The following is a 17,701-nucleotide window of genomic DNA, read 5'->3' on the forward strand; positions in this document are numbered from 1 at the left end:
TTAACGTACCTTCAGCGTCGCCAGGCCTATCAGCACCAGCATCAGCGAAATAATCCAGAAGCGCACGATCACGCGCGGTTCCGGCCAGCCTTTCAGTTCATAGTGATGGTGGATCGGCGCCATGCGGAAGATGCGCTGACCGCGCAGCTTGAAGGAGCCGACCTGCAGAATCACCGAGAGCGTTTCCACTACGAATACGCCGCCCATAATCACCAGCAGAAACTCCTGGCGCAGCAGCACGGCGATAATACCCAGCGCGCCGCCGAGCGCCAGAGAACCCACATCGCCCATAAAGACCTGCGCCGGATAGGTGTTAAACCACAAGAAGCCCAGCCCCGCACCGACAATCGCCGTACAGACGATCACCAGTTCACCAGCGTGACGCAAATAAGGGATATGCAGGTAGTTGGCGAAATTCATGTTACCCGTCGCCCACGCGACCAGCGCGAATCCGGCGGCAACAAATACGGTCGGCATAATCGCCAGCCCATCGAGGCCGTCGGTCAGGTTGACCGCATTCCCGGTTCCGACGATGACAAAGTAGGCCAGCAGGACGTAGAACAGGCCCAGCTGCGGCATGACGTCTTTGAAGAACGGCACTACCAGCTGAGTCGCTGGCGTATCTTTACCCGCCATGTACAGCGCAAAGGCAACGCCCAGCGCAATCACCGACATCCAGAAGTATTTCCAGCGGGCAATCAGCCCCTTGGTGTCTTTACGTACTACCTTACGGTAGTCGTCAACAAAACCGATGATGCCGTAGCCGACCAGAACCGTCAGCACACACCAGACGTAGGGGTTGGAAGGATAGGCCCATAGTAGAACGGAGACAACAATGGCAGTCAGGATCATAATCCCGCCCATCGTTGGCGTACCGCGCTTGCTAAAGTGAGATTCCGGGCCATCATTACGTACAACCTGGCCAAAAGAGAGTTTTTGCAGACGGGCAATCATGCGCGGGCCCATCCACAAAGAGATGAACAGCGCGGTCAGCAGGCTGACAATGGCGCGAAACGTCAGGTAAGAAAAGACGTTAAAGCCTGAGTAATATTTGACCAAATGTTCGGCCAGCCATACTAACATGTTCCGTTCTCCTGTAATGCGCGTACTACCACTTCCATGGCGGCACTACGTGAACCCTTCACTAAAATGGTCATAATTTTATGTTCTGACAGCAGCGCTTGCAGCCGCGTTACCAGCAACGCTTTATCGTTAAAGTGTTCACCGACGCCGCTGGCGCCGCTAATCTCCGCGCTCAAGGAACCTACGCTCAATACGCGATCGAGCCCGGCCGCTTTTGCCGCTTCGCCCACCTGACGATGGCACGCCTGGCTTTCCGCACCAAGTTCAGCCATATCGCCAACAACCAGCACCCGGTAGCCCGGCATCTCAGATAGCACCTGTACCGCGGCGGTCAGCGAGCCGACGTTGGCGTTATAGGAGTCATCCAGCAGGAGCTGGCTATCGGTGAGTTGAATCGGGAATAAACGCCCCGGCACCGCTTTCAGATCTTTCAGCCCCGCTTTAATTGCCTCATGCGTCGCGCCTACCGCCATAGAGAGCGCCGCTGCGGCCAGCGCGTTGGCGATGTTATGGCGCCCCGGCAGCGGCAGCAGCACATCAACGCTGCCGGTTGGGGTTCGCAGAGTAAATTCGGTCCCGTGCGAAGTCACATGAACGTTAGTTGCCGTGAAGTCGCTATTGGCGGCATTCGGCGAGAAGCGCCAGGTTTTACGCTCGCCAATGACGTTTTGCCAGTTCAGCCAGTCATTATTGTCGGCATTCATAATTGCGATGCCGTTGAGCGGCAGACCGGTGTAAATTTCGCCCTTCGCTTTCGCTACGCCTTCCAGGGAACCAAAACCCTCCAGGTGCGCGGCGGCCAGGTTATTCACTAACGCGGCGTCGGGACGGGTCAGGCTAACGGTCCAGGCAATTTCCCCCTGGTGATTAGCGCCTAACTCGATGACCGCGTAGTCATGCTCTTTGGTGAGACGCAGCAGCGTCATCGGCACGCCGATATCGTTGTTCAGGTTGCCAGCGGTATACAGCGTATTACCACACTGGCTCAGAATCGCGGCGGTCATCTCTTTGACCGAGGTTTTTCCAGAAGAGCCCGTCAGCGCGACCACCCGCGCCGACACCTGCTGACGCACCCACGCGGCCAGTTCGCCAAACGCCAGACGCGTATCCTTTACTACCACCTGCGGCAAATCGCAGGCCAGTCGATGGCTGACCAACAATGCGCCCGCGCCGGCAGCCTTAGCCTGTTCGGCAAAGTCATGAGCGTCAAAGCGCTCGCCTTTTAGCGCCACAAACAGGCAGCCTGCCGTGACCTTACGGGTGTCAGTGGTGACGTCTTCGATCGCCACATCGCTGCCGTGCAGCTCGCCGCGCGTGATGTCGGCCAGCTGGCTGAGAGTCAAGCGAATCATGCTACCGCCCCCAGCAGACGCGCCACGGTGACGCGATCGGAGTAATCGAGTCGGCGATTGCCGACAATTTGATAATCCTCGTGGCCTTTACCCGCCACCAGAACGACATCGTTTTCTTTCGCCTGCATCACCGCGTTGGTCACCGCCTCCGCGCGCCCTTCCACCGCTTTGGCATGGCCCGCATCAAGCATACCGGCCAGGATATCGTTGATAATCGCCCGCGGCTCTTCGGTACGCGGGTTGTCATCGGTGACAACCACGATATCGGCAAACTCTTCGGCGATAGCGCCCATCAGCGGACGCTTGCCTTTGTCGCGGTCTCCACCGCAGCCGAACACGCACCACAGTTTACCGTTGCAGTGCAGACGCGCCGCCTGCAGCGCTTTTTCCAGCGCGTCGGGCGTGTGAGCATAATCAACCACGACGGTCGGTTTACCCGGCGCGCTGAACACTTCCATACGCCCGCAAACCGGCTGCAGGCGCACGGCGGTTTTAAGCAGTTCGGCCAGCGGATAGCCCAGCGCCAGCAGAGTGGCTAACGCCAGCAGCAGATTGCTGACGTTAAAGGCGCCCATCAGGCGGCTTTCGATCTCGCCGTTCCCCCAGCTGGAGGCAAACTGAATGGTGGCGCCGCTGTCGTGATAGTTCACGGCGGTTGCTTTCAGCCAACGCCCCCGGCAGTTCGGATTAATATGGTCTTCCATTGATACGGCAACCGCATCCGGCAGCTTCGCCAGCCAGCGGCGACCAACCTCATCGTCCGCGTTGACGATCGCCTGTCCGCAATGGTGGGTTGAGTAGAGCAGCCATTTCGCCGCTTCGTAATGCTCCATATCACCATGGTAATCAAGGTGATCGCGGCTCAGGTTGGTGAAGACTGACGCGGCAAACTGCAGCGCGGCGACGCGGTGCTGTACCAGGCCGTGAGAGGAAACTTCCATCGCGGCGAACGTCGCCCCCTGCCCTACCAGGCCAGAGAGTACGTGTTGAACATCAACCGCCGAACCGGTGGTGTTTTCCGTGGGGATAACTTTCTCCAGCAGGCCATTGCCTACGGTTCCCATTACCGCGCTAGTTTCCCCCAGCAGCTGCGCCCATTGCGCCAGCAGCTGGGTGGTGGTGGTCTTGCCGTTAGTCCCGGTGACGCCAACCAGGCGCAGTTGCTCCGAAGGCTGATGGTAAAAACGTCCGGCCAGCGCGGATAAGCGCTCGTTGAGTTGGCTCAGATAGATAACCGGCACACCGTGCATTTCACGGATTTCACCGTCATGAGCCTCATCTTTGGCCTCAGCAATAATGGCAGCAACACCTTGCGCTATCGCCTGCGGGATATAACGACGCCCGTCCGCCTGATGACCTAAAACCGCGACAAAAAGATCGCCTGAAGCAGCCACCCGGCTGTCCAGCGTCATTTCTCGCAGAATTCGCTCCGGCGCATTTGGCACCCACGGAGCGAGAAGGTCGCGCAAATTACGATCTGCCACCTGTTCCCTCGCCTTGATTAATCACTAATTCACTTTTTTCAGCCGTTGCCAGCGCATCCGGTTCAATGTTCATGGTACGCAGTACGCCGCCCATGATGGCACCGAAGACCGGCGCGGAAACGGCGCCGCCGTAGTATTTACCTGCCTGCGGATCGTTGATCACCACCACCAGCGCGAAGCGTGGATGGCTGGCGGGCGCAACGCCTGCGGTGTAAGCAATATATTTGTTGATGTAGCGACCATCAGGCCCTACTTTCTTCGCCGTACCGGTTTTAATGGCGATGCGATAGCCTTTGATCGCCGCCTTCACGCCGCCGCCGCCGGGCAGCGCCACGCTTTCCATCATATGAACAACGGTACGAACGAGTGATTCCGGGAAGACGCGCTCGCCCGGAACCGGTGGATCAACTTTGGTAATCGACAGCGGGCGATAGATGCCGTAGCTGCCGATCGTTGCGTAGACTCGCGCTAACTGTAACGGGGTTACCATTAGCCCATAGCCGAAAGAAAAGGTGGCCCTCTCTATGTCAGACCACCGTTGTTTTTGAGGGTATAAGCCACTGCGTTCTCCGACCAACCCCAAATTGGTCGCTTTTCCAAGTCCAAAACGTGAGTAAGTGTCTACTAACGCTGAGGACGGCATCGCTAACGCCAGCTTGGAAACACCGACGTTACTCGACTTCTGTAGCACCCCGGTCAGGGTCAATTCGCTATAGCGCGCCACGTCTTTGATTTCGTGGCCGTTAATTCGATAGGGAATGGTGTTCAGTACGGTATTTTCGTTAACAATACCGCGCTGAAGCGCCGTCATCACCACCATCGGCTTCACCGTTGAACCCGGTTCAAACACGTCGGTAATGGCGCGGTTACGCATAGTATCTTTGGAGGTGCCCGCGAAATTGTTCGGGTTGTAGGATGGGCTATTGGCCATCGCCAGTACTTCGCCGGTGTTGACGTCAACCAGAACCGCAGTGCCGGACTCCGCTTTGTTAAACGCCACCGCATTATTAAGCTCGCGATACACCAGCGCCTGCAGGCGCTCATCAATGCTCAGCGCCAGGTTATGCGCGGCCTGGCTATCGGTAGATGAGATATCTTCGATGACACGCCCATAGCGGTCTTTACGCACGATACGCTCGCCGGGCTGGCCGGTGAGCCACTTATCGAAGCTCTTCTCAACCCCCTCAATCCCCTGGCTATCGACGTTAGTGAAGCCAATGAGGTGAGCAGTTACTTCGCCCGACGGATAATAGCGGCGGGACTCTTCCCGCAGATGAATCCCCGGCAGCTTAAGTTTGCGGATATAATCGGCCATATCAGGATTCACCTGACGCGCCAGATAGATAAAGCGCATCCGCGGATTGGTATTGATGCGCGATGCCAGCTGATCCAGCGGCATATTCAGCGCATCGGCCAGGGCCTTCCAGCGGTTGTCGAGCGTCACGCCGCCGGCTTCATGCAGCTCTTTCGGGTCAGCCCAGATGGCTTTTACCGGCACGCTCACCGCCAGCGGGCGGCCGGAACGATCGGTTATCATGCCGCGCGCGGTGGAGACCTCCTGCACGCGCAGAGAACGCATATCGCCCTGACGTACCAGCATGTCCGGACTAATCACCTGTAGCCAGGCCACGCGACCCAGCAGGAAGCCCAGCGCCAGCAGAATACAGCCGCACAGCAACGCAAAACGCCAACTGATAAAGTTGGCCTGTTCTTCCTGACGTTTTGCTTTTGGCGTTTTCGGCGCTGCTTTCATGCGTCGCAATAATCCTTATTTCTGTACAACGATATTTTCTTGTGATGGATCGACGTGCTGCATCTGCAGCTTCTCGGTCGCGATCCGCTCAACCCGACTGTGATCGCCGAGAGCGTTCTCTTCGAGGATCAGGTTGCGCCATTCAATATCCAGCGCGTCGCGTTCCAGCACCAGCTGTTCACGCTGCGCGGTTAACAGGCGAGTATGGTGCGCCGTTGTCACCACCGTAATCGCCGTGATAATGATGCAAATGAACAGGCAGAGTGGCAGCTTCCCAAACCGCAGAAGGTCGTCTCCGATCACGCCAGGCAAAGCATGGCGCTCGTTGCTTCCTATCGACCCTTTCACCTTGCTTAGGGCTTCTGTCACTCTGCCGATCATGCGTTCGTCCTCTCTGCAATACGCAGAACTGAACTACGGGCACGAGGATTTTCAGCTACCTCTTTTTCGCCCGGCATCAACTTGCCTAATGCTCTTAACTCACGACCGCCCAGTTTTTTAAGCTGCTCTTCGGTCATCGGTAAGCCGGCTGGAACCTGCGGACCGCGGCTTTGCTCGCGCATAAAGCGCTTCACAATACGGTCTTCCAGCGAGTGGAAACTGATGATTGAGAGCCGCCCGCCTGGGGCCAGCACGCTGAGCGAGCTTTTTAGCGCCTGCTCTATCTCCTCCAGTTCACTGTTCACCCAAATGCGCACCGCCTGGAAGGTACGGGTCGCGGGATGTTTGAATTTGTCTTTCACCGGCGTCGCCGCCGCAACGACTTCCGCCAGCTCTTTGGTGCGCGTCATCGGTTCGATGCGGTTGCGTTCGACGATGGCGCGGGCGATGCGTTTACCAAAGCGCTCTTCGCCAAAGGTTTTAATGACCCAGGCGATGTCCGCCTCGTCGGCGGTTTGTAGCCATTCAGCGGCAGATTGACCGCGCGTCGGATCCATACGCATATCCAGCGGGCCATCGCGCATGAACGAAAAACCACGTTCAGCGTCATCCAGCTGCGGCGAGGAGACGCCAAGATCGAGCAAAATACCGTCGATCTTACCGGTTAAATTGCGCTCGCCAACATAGTCGGCCAGCTGAGAAAAAGGACCATGAACGATGGAAAAGCGGGGATCATCGATAGTTTTCGCGACGGCGATAGCCTGCGGATCGCGATCGATCGCCAGCAGACGTCCCTCCGCTCCCAGTTGGGAGAGAATCAGGCGCGAGTGGCCGCCGCGACCAAAGGTACCATCAATGTAGATACCATTTGGACGAATATTCAGGCCGTTAACGGCTTCATCCAGCAGTACCGTAGTGTGTTTATAATTTTCCATCATTTTACAAAGACAAATCCTGCAGGCGCTCCGACAGTTCCCCGGAAGCGGACTGCTCAGCGTCGATATCTTCCTTGACCCGTTGATACCAGGTCGTTTCATCCCACAGCTCAAACTTATTGAACTGCCCGACCAGCATCACTTCTTTTGTCAGCCCGGCATGTTGCCGCAGCACCGGCGCTATTAATAGCCGCCCGGCGCTATCCATCTGACATTCGCTGGCATGTCCCAAAAGCAAACGCTGTACGCGCCGCTCGGTGGGGTTCATGCTCGATAAACGCGACAATTTTTGCTCGATGATTTCCCATTCAGGCAAAGGGTAAAGCAGCAGGCACGGGTGATGGATGTCAATGGTGCACACCAATTGACCGGAAGCGTCCTCGATCAGCCCATCGCGGTAGCGCGTCGGTACGGCCAGACGGCCTTTGCTGTCGAGATTGACTAACGTTGCCCCACGGAACATGCCAGCCTCACCCCTTTTCGCCACTTTACCCCACAAATTCCCACAAGAAGGAGTTTACGGAGCGGAGGAAAAGCTTGTCAAGCCAGCACGAATGCCAACAGAGCTCAAAAACCCATTATTTACAGCCGATATTTGCCCTGAGGAAAAATCAACCAACAAACGAGGCAAATTAACGTTATGAATATCGGTAAGAAAACAACCAACAAACTTGTAACAGTTAAAGCAGCAAAATATCTTCGCGGGGAAAATATAAAGTGTCAGTTTGCGACGCGAGCGGCATTTTAGGTCATTCTGATGACCGTTAACAGTACCAGTTTTCGCAGGAGAGGCTCTCTTACTGCGGGGTATAGCGCTTATGGCACTCATAATAGTGAGGAAACGGGCGTTAATTCAGTAACTCACCCGCCGAATGTAACAAAATAATACAAATAAATACGCTAATCCTTTTATCGGTTAATTAAACCACTAAATAAATGGCGCTAAGAATAGAATTAAAAGAGATGTCAGGAAGATTAAGGATTTGTCTGAAAGATGCTTAACCCTGCAATTTTTACGTCATTTATCCAGATTATCGCCAGACGTGTCTCCGTCTGGCGAATTTCCTACGAATAATCCTGGTATTGCGCTCAGCGACGGTTCAGGCTGCCGCGACGATAAAGATTGCGCCGAATACGGCTTAACCCCGGTTTCGGCTTCCGCGGTTCATCAAGGCTGGCGAGCACAATCTCCAGCACGCGTTCCGCAACGTCGCGATGACGCTGAGCAACGGCTAAAACGGGGCACTGGAGAAAATCCAGCAGTTCATTATCGCCAAAAGTGGCAATAGCCAGTTCCGAAGGCAACTTCCCTTCCCTGCGTAGCGTCACGTCCATCACACCCTGCAGCAGCGGAAACGAAGTCGTGAACAGCGCCTGAGGCATCGGATGGGTTTCCAGCCACTTTTCAAATAGCTGCGCCGCGGCTTCGCGCTCGTAGCTGTTAGCGTAGAGGAAATGCACCTCTCGCGGATCGTCCTTCCACGCCGTACGGAACCCCTGCTCACGCAGGAAGCTCACCGAAAGTTCCGGCAGGGCGCCAAGGTAAAGCACCGTTTCAGCGGGGAATTTACGTAACTCCGCGCCGAGCATTTCAGCATCGTCCTGATCGGCGCCGACGACGCTGGTGAAGTGCTCACGATCGAGCGCGCGGTCAAGAGCAACAATCGGGAACGGATCGTTAGCCCAGCGCTGATAGAACGGATGCTCAGGAGGTAATGAGGTGGAAACGATAATCGCATCGACCTGACGCTGCAGCAGATGCTCTATACAACGCATTTCGTTATCCGGTTGATCTTCGGAACAGGCGATCAGCAGTTGGTAGCCGCGCTGGCGGGCCTGACGCTCCAGGTAATTAGCGATGCGCGTATAGCTGGTGTTTTCCAGGTCCGGGATAACCAGACCAATGGACCGCGTACGTCCTGCACGCAAGCCTGCAGCAACCGCATTCGGGTGATAGTTGTGCTCACGAACGACCGCCATCACCTTTTCAACAGTTTTATCGCTGACGCGATACTGCTTCGCTTTACCATTAATCACATAGCTAGCGGTAGTTCGCGAGACACCGGCCAGCCGGGCGATTTCATCCAGTTTCACAATTGCCCCTTGGGTAATAAGTACAGAACATAACCATTCTTCAGGTATGGATTCGTTTTTATAACATCTAAGCGCAGAAAAGTAAGTGCAGCAACCGCTTTAGTCTACAGTTCCCACCGATTTCGCAAAAAAATAGCCCGACAGGGGGTGTCGGGCTATTTTTACGTCAGTTTGCGCTGCTCAGCGCATGATTTTGTCGCCGCGCGACAATCCGACAACGCCGGAGCGGGCAACCTCAACAATACGGGCCACATCGCGCAGCGACGCTAAAAACGCATCCAGCTTGTCGCTAGTTCCCGCCAATTGAACGGTATAGATAGACGGCGTGACGTCGATAATTTGCCCGCGGAAGATTTCCGTATTGCGCTTTACCTCATCGCGCCCATAGCCGCTGGCCTGGACCTTCACCAGCATAATCTCGCGCTCTACGTGCGCGCCTTGCCCGAGTTCGTTAACGCGCAGCACGTCCACCAGCTTGTGCAGCTGCTTTTCTATCTGCTCAATCGCTTTCTCATCGCCAACGGTCTGAATCGTCATTCTGGATAACGTCGGATCGTCCGTCGGCGCTACCGTCAGGCTTTCAATATTATAACCGCGCTGTGAAAAGAGGCCGATCACGCGGGATAAAGCGCCCGATTCGTTCTCCAGTAATACTGATAATATCCGGCGCATAATCAGGTCCTCTCCGTTTTGCTCAGCCACATCTCGTCCATACCGCCGCCACGAATCTGCATGGGGTATACATGCTCACTGCCGTCAACCGTGACATCGACAAAAACCAGTCGATTGTTACGCACCTGCTCCAGCGCCTCGGCTAGCTTCGCTTCCAGCTCCTGCGGGTCGCTAATACGAATTCCCACATGGCCGTAGGCTTCCGCTACGCGAGCAAAATCGGGCAATGACTCCATATAGGACTGCGAATGACGGCCAGAATAGAGCATATCCTGCCACTGCTTCACCATCCCGAGATAGCGGTTATTAAGGTTCAGCACCAGTACCGGCAGCTCGTACTGCAGCGCGGTAGAAAGCTCCTGAATATTCATCTGGATACTGCCGTCGCCGGTCACGCAAATCACCGTTTCTTCCGGCAGCGCCATCTTCACGCCCAGCGCGGCAGGAAGACCAAATCCCATGGTCCCCAGACCACCAGAGTTAATCCAACGCCGCGGTTTGTCGAAAGGATAATAAAGCGCCGCGAACATCTGATGCTGACCAACATCTGACGTCACGTACGCATCGCCGTGAGTCAGCCGCCAGATGGTTTCAATTACCGCCTGCGGTTTAATCTTGCCGCTTTGCGTGTCGTATTGCAGGCAGTGACGCGCGCGCCACTGTTCAATCTGCTGCCACCAGTCACGGATTTCATCCAGCGGCTGCTGGGTCTCCTCGTGTTCGAGCAGCTCCAGCATCTGTTCCAGCACCAGGCGGGCGTCGCCAACGATAGGCACGTCGGCAGGCACCGTCTTAGATATTGAAGTGGGATCGATATCGATATGCAGTACCGTCGCGTTCGGACAGTACCTGGCCAGATTATTCGTCGTACGATCGTCGAAGCGCACGCCAACGGCGAAAATCACGTCGGAATTGTGCATGGTCATGTTGGCTTCATAAGTGCCATGCATGCCCAGCATCCCCAGCGCCTGCTGGTGCGATGCCGGAAAGGCGCCGAGCCCCATCAGCGAAGACGCCACCGGCAGCTTCAGCTTCTCAACCAGTGTATACAGCTGCGGTTCACATTGGGCGTTAATCGCCCCGCCGCCGACATAAACCACCGGTTTTTTTGCCGAAACCAGCGTCTGTAACGCGCGTTTAATTTGCCCTTTATGGCCCGACGTTGTCGGGTTATACGAGCGCATGCTAACCGTATCCGGCCAAACGTACGGCAGCTTTTTGGCCGGATTGAGGATATCTTTCGGTAAATCGACGACAACCGGGCCGGGACGCCCGCTGGCCGCCAGCCAAAAGGCTTTTTTCAGCACGCCAGGAATATCTTCGGTTTGCTTAACCAGGAAGCTGTGTTTGACCACCGGTCGGGAGATACCCACCATGTCGCATTCCTGGAACGCATCGTAGCCGATTAAGGAGGTCGCGACCTGACCGGAAAGAATCACCAACGGAATGGAATCCATATAAGCCGTCGCAATACCGGTTATCGCGTTAGTCGCCCCCGGACCGGAGGTGACCAGCACCACTCCAACTTCGCCGGTTGCGCGGGCAAGGCCATCCGCCATGTGAACGGCAGCTTGCTCATGGCGGACCAGAACGTGATCGATACCGCCCAGGGTGTGTAACGCATCATAAATATCGAGGACAGCGCCCCCGGGATAACCGAATACCTGCTTGACGCCCTGATCGACCAGCGACTGGACGACCATCTCGGCTCCTGACAACATCTCCATGGTTTGCCTCCCGGCTTATTGTTTTTAACGACAGCGGAATCCGATTTCCGCGCGCTCGCACAAGACGAAGCGCAATGGCTTCGTAGTGAGGTGAATAGACTGCATGGCGTTACCATAACTGCTCGCTAACGGGCAGGCAATTGGCGACCGTCGGCACATAAGAGGCATTAAAAGGATAAAAGAAAGGTTCGCAGGTAAAACACGGTGAAAAACTTCGGAGATAAGAAAATATGATAGTCAATACTCGGGGAAAATAACCAACTACAGCAAATCATCCATTTTTTAACGGACAGCGCCGGGAGCGGACAATCGCAAACAGAATAAAATTCTATGTTTAGTGATTTTTGTCACACAAAGCAGGAGCCGAAGCCCCCGTTTGTATTGCGACCGTTTATCGCTGGCAGATATTGACCAGCAATTCTTCCATCCACTGATGGCCTTTATCGCGGCCTGCCGCTTCATGCCAGGAAAGATAGCAGGTACGGCTATTCACTTTCAGCGGCAAAGGTAATATTTGCAAATCCAGCTTATCGGCAAACTCGCTGGCTAACCAGCGTGGCGCGATAGCAACCATGTTGGTCTGGGAAACCACATTTAATACGCTAACCATCGCGTTCCCCTGATAAGCAATACGCGATTGTTTATCCGCAGTGTCATACCATGGCTGGCTAAATGAAGCGTATCGATCGAGAGCGACAACCGCGTGCTCCTCCTGATAAATATCATTTTCCATCATTGGGCCAGAAATACGCGGATGTTTCCGGCTCGCCACCAGCACCATTTCATCTTTAAATAAAGGCACGCAGGCAAACTCAGGGCGACGAAACTCTTCATAGCCAATAACGAATTCAATTTCCTGATAACGTAATTGATGTTCCGTGTTTTGATTCAATGCCGATTTAAAGACCAAATGAATGTTGGGCGCAATCTCACCAACTTTATTGAAAATAACCGAAGTCAATGCGTTATCCAGCGGGCTGCAAACGCATAAATTAAACACCCGCTCGCTGCTAAGCGGCTCAAAGCCCGAGCCCGGCAATTCGTTCTGCACTAATTGCAATGCCTGCCGCACAGAACCAAAAAGCTGATAAGCACGTGCCGTTGGCTGGATGCCGCGTCCATAACGAACAAACAGCTCATCATTAAACATCACTTTCAGTCTTGATACGGCATTGCTGACCGCCGGCTGCGACATTCCCAGGGAATGTGCCGCACGAGTGATATTTTGTTCCTGCATGACCGCATCGAATACGGTTAGCAGATTGAGGTCGACCATCCGCAGCTGAGGTTTGGTGTTTTCTACCTCAGAGGTTGGTTTATATTCAGTATCTTCTTTTAACATATTTAACTCCACTGTCACGCTAAATTCCCTTTGCCAAAGTGCAGTAATTAATTCTGAAATATCATTTATCATGCATATGACATTTGCAAAAGAGCAAAGATGAATTTTAGGAATATATCAAGGTTATGAGTGGCGACGAAAAATCTGCAGCCGAACGGACCCGCAACCCCCTAAATATATTGTTTACTTGATAAAACCAAGTGTACCCATAAATATTAAAAATAAACAATAACAGCAGCGATTAATTATAATTTAAGCACTATTACAATATCGATTTAAGCTGCCCTTAACATTCACATTTCATTATCATTGATAATTCCCCCTTACAAACTTGGACGCATTCAGCAAACAAATAATCCCAGCCATTTCATTAAGATATGATTCCAGCCAAGCGCCCTATCCTTGTGGCTTTCAGCGAAAATAAAAATTATCAAATGGTGAAATTATCTCAACATGCCGCGGCACCCTAAAAAAGATCATCGGTAAAAAAGCGCGATTGTCAGCACAATTAGCTAATTCATCTCTCAGGTAAAAAGGCCTTTTCTTCACCCAAGGGTTGACATCAAACCCCATATCCAGTAACTCTAAAAGCATAACGATTTCATCTGGAGCATGACGCAATGATTCGCAGCATTCGCTTTCTCAGCCTACTACTACTAAACGCATCCATTTTGCGCGGTAGGCTGTTGGGCGACGTTCATCGTTAAGTCATCTTCCAGCAAGACTATAAAACCCGCGCCAATGCGCGGGTTTTTTTATGCTCGCAAGCAAGGCGCCCGGACAGAGAACAAGGATCTAAACCATGAGCCAGCAAGTCATTATTTTCGATACGACCTTACGCGACGGTGAACAAGCGTTACAAGCCAGCCTGAGCGTGAAAGAAAAACTGCAGATTGCTATGGCCCTTGAGCGGATGGGCGTTGACGTGATGGAAGTTGGTTTTCCTGTCTCATCCCCTGGCGACTTTGAGTCCGTACAAACCATTGCGCGCACAATCAAAAACAGCCGCGTTTGCGCGCTGGCCCGCTGCGTAGAAAAAGATATCGACGTCGCGGCGGAATCATTAAAAGTCGCAGAGGCGTTCCGTATTCACACCTTTATTGCCACCTCTCCGATGCATATCGCGACCAAGCTGCGCAGTAACCTGGACGAGGTTATCGAACGGGCGATCTATATGGTGAAACGCGCACGTAACTACACTGACGATGTCGAGTTTTCCTGTGAAGACGCTGGCCGTACGCCGATCGCCGATCTGGCTCGCGTCGTTGAAGCCGCCATTAATGCAGGCGCAACGACCATCAATATTCCGGATACCGTTGGCTACACCATGCCTTTCGAATTCGCCAACATTATCACCGGTCTGTACGAACACGTCCCCAATATCGACAAAGCCATTATCTCCGTCCATACCCATGACGACCTGGGTATCGCGGTCGGTAACGCCCTCGCAGCGGTCCACGCAGGCGCTCGTCAGGTGGAAGGTGCGATGAACGGTATCGGCGAACGCGCCGGTAACTGCTCGCTGGAAGAGGTGATCATGGCCATCAAAGTGCGCAAAGACATTATGAATGTGCACACCCGCATTAATCACCAGGAAATCTGGCGTACCAGCCAGACCGTGAGCCAGATCTGCAATATGCCGATCCCTGCCAACAAAGCTATCGTCGGAACCGGCGCTTTTGCCCACTCTTCCGGTATTCACCAGGACGGCGTGCTGAAGAATCGCGAAAACTACGAAATCATGACGCCGGAATCTATCGGGCTGAACCAGGTACAGCTGAACCTGACTTCCCGCTCCGGTCGCGCTGCGGTGAAACATCGTATGGAAGAGATGGGCTATAAAGAAACCGACTACAACATGGACCATTTGTATGATGCGTTCCTGAAGCTGGCGGATAAGAAGGGCCAGGTGTTTGACTATGACCTGGAGGCGTTAGCTTTCATTAACAAACAGCAGGAAGAACCGGAGCATTTCCGCCTCGATTACTTCAGCGTGCAGTCCGGTTCCAGCGATATAGCAACCGCGTCCGTGAAGCTGGCCTGCGGCGATGAGACAAAGTCTGAGGCCGCCAACGGTAACGGACCGGTGGACGCCATTTATCAAGCCATTAACCGCATCACCGGCTATGAGATTGAGCTGGTTAAATATGACCTGAATGCTAAAGGCCAGGGTAAAGACGCGCTGGGTCAGGTTGACATCGTGGCTAATTACAACGGCCGCCGTTTCCACGGCGTTGGTCTGGCGACGGATATCGTGGAATCGTCCGCGAAAGCCATGGTTCACGTCCTGAACAACATCTGGCGCGCCGCTGAAGTCGAAAAAGAGTTGCAACGCAAAGCTCAGAATAAAGAGAACAATAAGGAAACCGTGTAATGTCGAAGAATTACCATATTGCTGTTTTACCAGGTGATGGTATTGGCCCGGAAGTGATGAACCAGGCGATGAAAGTACTGGAAGCCGTTCGCCACCGTTTTGATATGAGCATTACCACCAGCCAGCATGACGTGGGCGGTATCGCCATTGACCGTCAGGGCACCCCGCTGCCGCAGACTACCGTCGAAGGCTGCGAGCAGGCCGACGCGATTCTGTTCGGCTCCGTTGGCGGGCCGAAATGGGAGCATCTGCCGCCCGCGGAACAGCCGGAGCGCGGAGCGCTGCTGCCTCTGCGTAAGCACTTCAAATTATTCAGCAACCTGCGTCCGGCTAAGCTGTACCAGGGTCTGGAAGAATTCTGTCCACTGCGCGCCGATATCGCCGCCAACGGCTTTGATATTTTATGCGTCCGCGAGCTGACGGGCGGCATCTACTTCGGCCAGCCGAAAGGCCGCGAAGGCAGCGGCCAGCACGAGAAAGCGTTTGATACCGAGGTGTATCATCGCTTTGAGATTGAGCGTATCGCCCATATCGCCTTCGAGTCCGCCCGCAAGCGTCGCCACAAAGTGACCTCAATTGATAAAGCAAACGTGCTGCAGTCTTCTATTCTGTGGCGTGAAATCGTCAGCGAAATCAGCAAACAGTATCCTGACGTTGAGCTGTCGCATATGTATATCGACAACGCCACCATGCAGCTGATTAAAGATCCGTCCCAGTTCGACGTTCTGCTGTGTTCCAACCTTTTCGGCGACATTCTGTCTGACGAATGCGCCATGATCACCGGTTCAATGGGGATGCTGCCGTCCGCCAGCCTCAACGAGCAGGGCTTCGGCTTATATGAGCCCGCGGGCGGCTCCGCGCCGGACATCGCCGGTAAGAACATCGCTAACCCGATCGCGCAGATCCTCTCGCTGGCGCTGCTGCTGCGCTACAGCCTGGATGCCGATAGCGCGGCAACAGCGATTGAAAATGCGATCAACCGTGCCTTAGAAGAAGGCGTGCGTACCGGCGATTTAGCGCGCGGCGCGGCGGCGGTCAGTACCGATGAAATGGGCGATATCATTGCCCGCTATGTCGCTGAAGGGGTGTAATCATGGCGAAGACGTTATACGAAAAGTTGTTTGATGCTCACGTAGTTTATGAAGCGCAAAACGAAACCCCGCTGCTGTACATTGACCGTCATCTGGTTCACGAAGTGACCTCGCCGCAGGCGTTTGACGGCCTGCGCGCGCATAAACGCCCGGTGCGTCAGCCGGGTAAAACCTTCGCCACGATGGATCACAACGTTTCGACGCAGACGAAAGACATCAATGCGTCCGGCGAGATGGCGCGTATCCAGATGCAGGAGTTAATTAAAAACTGCAAAGAGTTCGGCGTTGAGCTGTATGACCTGAACCACCCTTTCCAGGGGATCGTCCACGTGATGGGGCCGGAACAGGGCGTCACCCTGCCGGGTATGACCATCGTCTGCGGGGACTCCCACACGGCAACCCATGGCGCATTCGGCGCGCTGGCCTTCGGTATAGGCACCTCTGAAGTCGAGCACGTTCTGGCGACACAGACCCTGAAGCAGGGTCGCGCTAAAACCATGAAGATCGAAGTCAAAGGCAAAGCCGCGCCGGGTATCACTGCCAAAGATATCGTCCTGGCGATTATCGGTAAAACCGGCAGCGCTGGCGGGACCGGTCACGTCGTGGAGTTCTGCGGTGAAGCCATTCGCGATTTAAGCATGGAAGGCCGTATGACCCTGTGTAATATGGCTATCGAAATGGGGGCTAAAGCGGGCCTGGTGGCGCCGGACCAGACCACATTTGATTACGTCAAAGGCCGTCTGCACGCGCCGAAAGGCGAAGATTTTGCCGACGCCGTCGCTTACTGGAAAACCCTGACCACCGACGATGGCGCGACGTTTGACAGCGTTGTCACCCTGCAGGCGGAAGAGATTGCCCCGCAGGTCACCTGGGGCACTAACCCAGGCCAGGTGATCTCCGTTACCGACATCATTCCGGATCCGGCCTCATTCTCCGACCCGGTAGAACGCGCGAGCGCCGAGAAAGCGCTGGCCTATATGGGGCTGAAATCTGGCGTGCCGTTAACCGAAGTCGCCATTGATAAAGTCTTTATCGGTTCCTGCACCAACTCACGTATCGAAGACTTACGCGCGGCGGCCGAGATCGCTAAAGGCCGCAAAGTCGCGCCGGGCGTTCAGGCGCTGGTCGTACCGGGTTCCGGTCCGGTGAAAGCGCAGGCTGAAGCAGAAGGCCTGGATAAAATCTTTATTGAAGCCGGTTTTGAGTGGCGTTTACCCGGCTGCTCCATGTGCCTGGCGATGAACAACGACCGTCTTAATCCGGGCGAGCGCTGCGCCTCCACCAGCAATCGTAACTTTGAAGGCCGTCAGGGCCGCGGCGGACGCACTCACCTGGTTAGTCCGGCAATGGCAGCCGCGGCGGCCGTGACCGGTCATTTCGCCGATATCCGTAGCTTGAAATAAGGAAACCATC

The 17,701-nt window shown here is 54.6% G+C and carries 15 protein-coding genes; 4 read left to right on the forward strand and 11 right to left on the reverse strand.

What is annotated here, in order from left to right:
• The 11 genes from mraY to leuO form a co-directional block, all read right to left on the reverse strand.
• The gene (mraY, locus tag K7H21_RS23485; protein ID WP_004098585.1) at positions 1 to 1,083 is read right to left on the reverse strand and encodes a phospho-N-acetylmuramoyl-pentapeptide-transferase; all 1,083 of its coding nucleotides are present in this window, start codon (positions 1,081 to 1,083) and stop codon (positions 1 to 3) included.
• Positions 1,077 to 2,435 (reverse strand): UDP-N-acetylmuramoyl-tripeptide--D-alanyl-D-alanine ligase, encoded by a 1,359-nt coding sequence (murF, locus tag K7H21_RS23490; protein ID WP_123828469.1) that lies wholly within the window; start codon positions 2,433 to 2,435, stop codon positions 1,077 to 1,079. The genes mraY and murF overlap by 7 nt, the downstream gene beginning before the upstream one ends.
• A complete protein-coding gene (gene murE, locus K7H21_RS23495) occupies positions 2,432 to 3,919 on the reverse strand; it encodes a UDP-N-acetylmuramoyl-L-alanyl-D-glutamate--2,6-diaminopimelate ligase (RefSeq protein WP_004128941.1) in 1,488 nt (495 codons plus the stop codon). Before murE ends, murF begins: the two co-directional genes overlap by 4 nt.
• Positions 3,906 to 5,672, reverse strand: coding sequence for a peptidoglycan glycosyltransferase FtsI (locus tag K7H21_RS23500; protein WP_004098582.1), 1,767 nt, complete (start codon positions 5,670 to 5,672; stop codon positions 3,906 to 3,908). The genes murE and K7H21_RS23500 overlap by 14 nt, the downstream gene beginning before the upstream one ends.
• Before the next feature lie 15 nt (positions 5,673 to 5,687).
• Positions 5,688 to 6,053: a cell division protein FtsL gene (ftsL, locus tag K7H21_RS23505; RefSeq protein WP_002888550.1), complete on the reverse strand. Its 366-nt coding sequence runs from the start codon at positions 6,051 to 6,053 to the stop codon at positions 5,688 to 5,690.
• A complete protein-coding gene (gene rsmH / locus K7H21_RS23510) occupies positions 6,050 to 6,991 on the reverse strand; it encodes a 16S rRNA (cytosine(1402)-N(4))-methyltransferase RsmH (RefSeq protein ID WP_004128935.1) in 942 nt (313 codons plus the stop codon). Before rsmH ends, ftsL begins: the two co-directional genes overlap by 4 nt.
• Position 6,992: 1 nt before the next feature.
• Positions 6,993 to 7,451, reverse strand: a complete 459-nt coding sequence (mraZ, locus tag K7H21_RS23515) for a division/cell wall cluster transcriptional repressor MraZ (RefSeq protein ID WP_004108122.1) — start codon at positions 7,449 to 7,451, stop codon at positions 6,993 to 6,995.
• 626 nt (positions 7,452 to 8,077) lie between these two features.
• Entirely contained in the window at positions 8,078 to 9,082 is a 1,005-nt protein-coding gene (gene cra, locus K7H21_RS23520) for a catabolite repressor/activator (RefSeq protein ID WP_004098577.1), read from the reverse strand.
• 180 nt (positions 9,083 to 9,262) lie between these two features.
• Complete coding sequence (ilvN, locus tag K7H21_RS23525; RefSeq protein ID WP_004098573.1) at positions 9,263 to 9,754, reverse strand: acetolactate synthase small subunit; 492 nt, start codon at positions 9,752 to 9,754, stop codon at positions 9,263 to 9,265.
• A 2-nt stretch (positions 9,755 to 9,756) separates the two neighbouring features.
• The gene (ilvI, locus tag K7H21_RS23530; RefSeq protein WP_004128929.1) at positions 9,757 to 11,481 is read right to left on the reverse strand and encodes an acetolactate synthase 3 large subunit; all 1,725 of its coding nucleotides are present in this window, start codon (positions 11,479 to 11,481) and stop codon (positions 9,757 to 9,759) included.
• Between the two features lie 391 nt (positions 11,482 to 11,872).
• Positions 11,873 to 12,841, reverse strand: a complete 969-nt coding sequence (gene leuO / locus K7H21_RS23535) for a transcriptional regulator LeuO (RefSeq protein WP_087828464.1) — start codon at positions 12,839 to 12,841, stop codon at positions 11,873 to 11,875.
• Positions 12,842 to 13,443: 602 nt separating this feature from the next.
• Here leuO and leuL point away from each other — a divergent pair.
• The 4 genes from leuL (at position 13,444) to leuC (ending at position 17,691) form a co-directional block, all read left to right on the forward strand.
• Entirely contained in the window at positions 13,444 to 13,530 is an 87-nt protein-coding gene (gene leuL, locus K7H21_RS29420; RefSeq protein WP_009654551.1) for a leu operon leader peptide, read from the forward strand.
• Positions 13,531 to 13,625: 95 nt separating this feature from the next.
• Positions 13,626 to 15,197: a 2-isopropylmalate synthase gene (leuA, locus tag K7H21_RS23545; RefSeq protein ID WP_049114385.1), complete on the forward strand. Its 1,572-nt coding sequence runs from the start codon at positions 13,626 to 13,628 to the stop codon at positions 15,195 to 15,197.
• Positions 15,197 to 16,288: a 3-isopropylmalate dehydrogenase gene (gene leuB / locus K7H21_RS23550; RefSeq protein ID WP_049114386.1), complete on the forward strand. Its 1,092-nt coding sequence runs from the start codon at positions 15,197 to 15,199 to the stop codon at positions 16,286 to 16,288. Before leuA ends, leuB begins: the two co-directional genes overlap by 1 nt.
• A gap of 2 nt (positions 16,289 to 16,290) precedes the next feature.
• On the forward strand, positions 16,291 to 17,691 hold the full coding sequence (leuC, locus tag K7H21_RS23555) for a 3-isopropylmalate dehydratase large subunit (RefSeq protein ID WP_004128917.1): 1,401 nt from the start codon (positions 16,291 to 16,293) through the stop codon (positions 17,689 to 17,691).
• Positions 17,692 to 17,701 lie beyond the last annotated feature (10 nt).

Source organism: Klebsiella sp. CTHL.F3a (assembly GCF_019890895.1).
Lineage (GTDB): Bacteria > Pseudomonadota > Gammaproteobacteria > Enterobacterales > Enterobacteriaceae > Klebsiella > Klebsiella grimontii.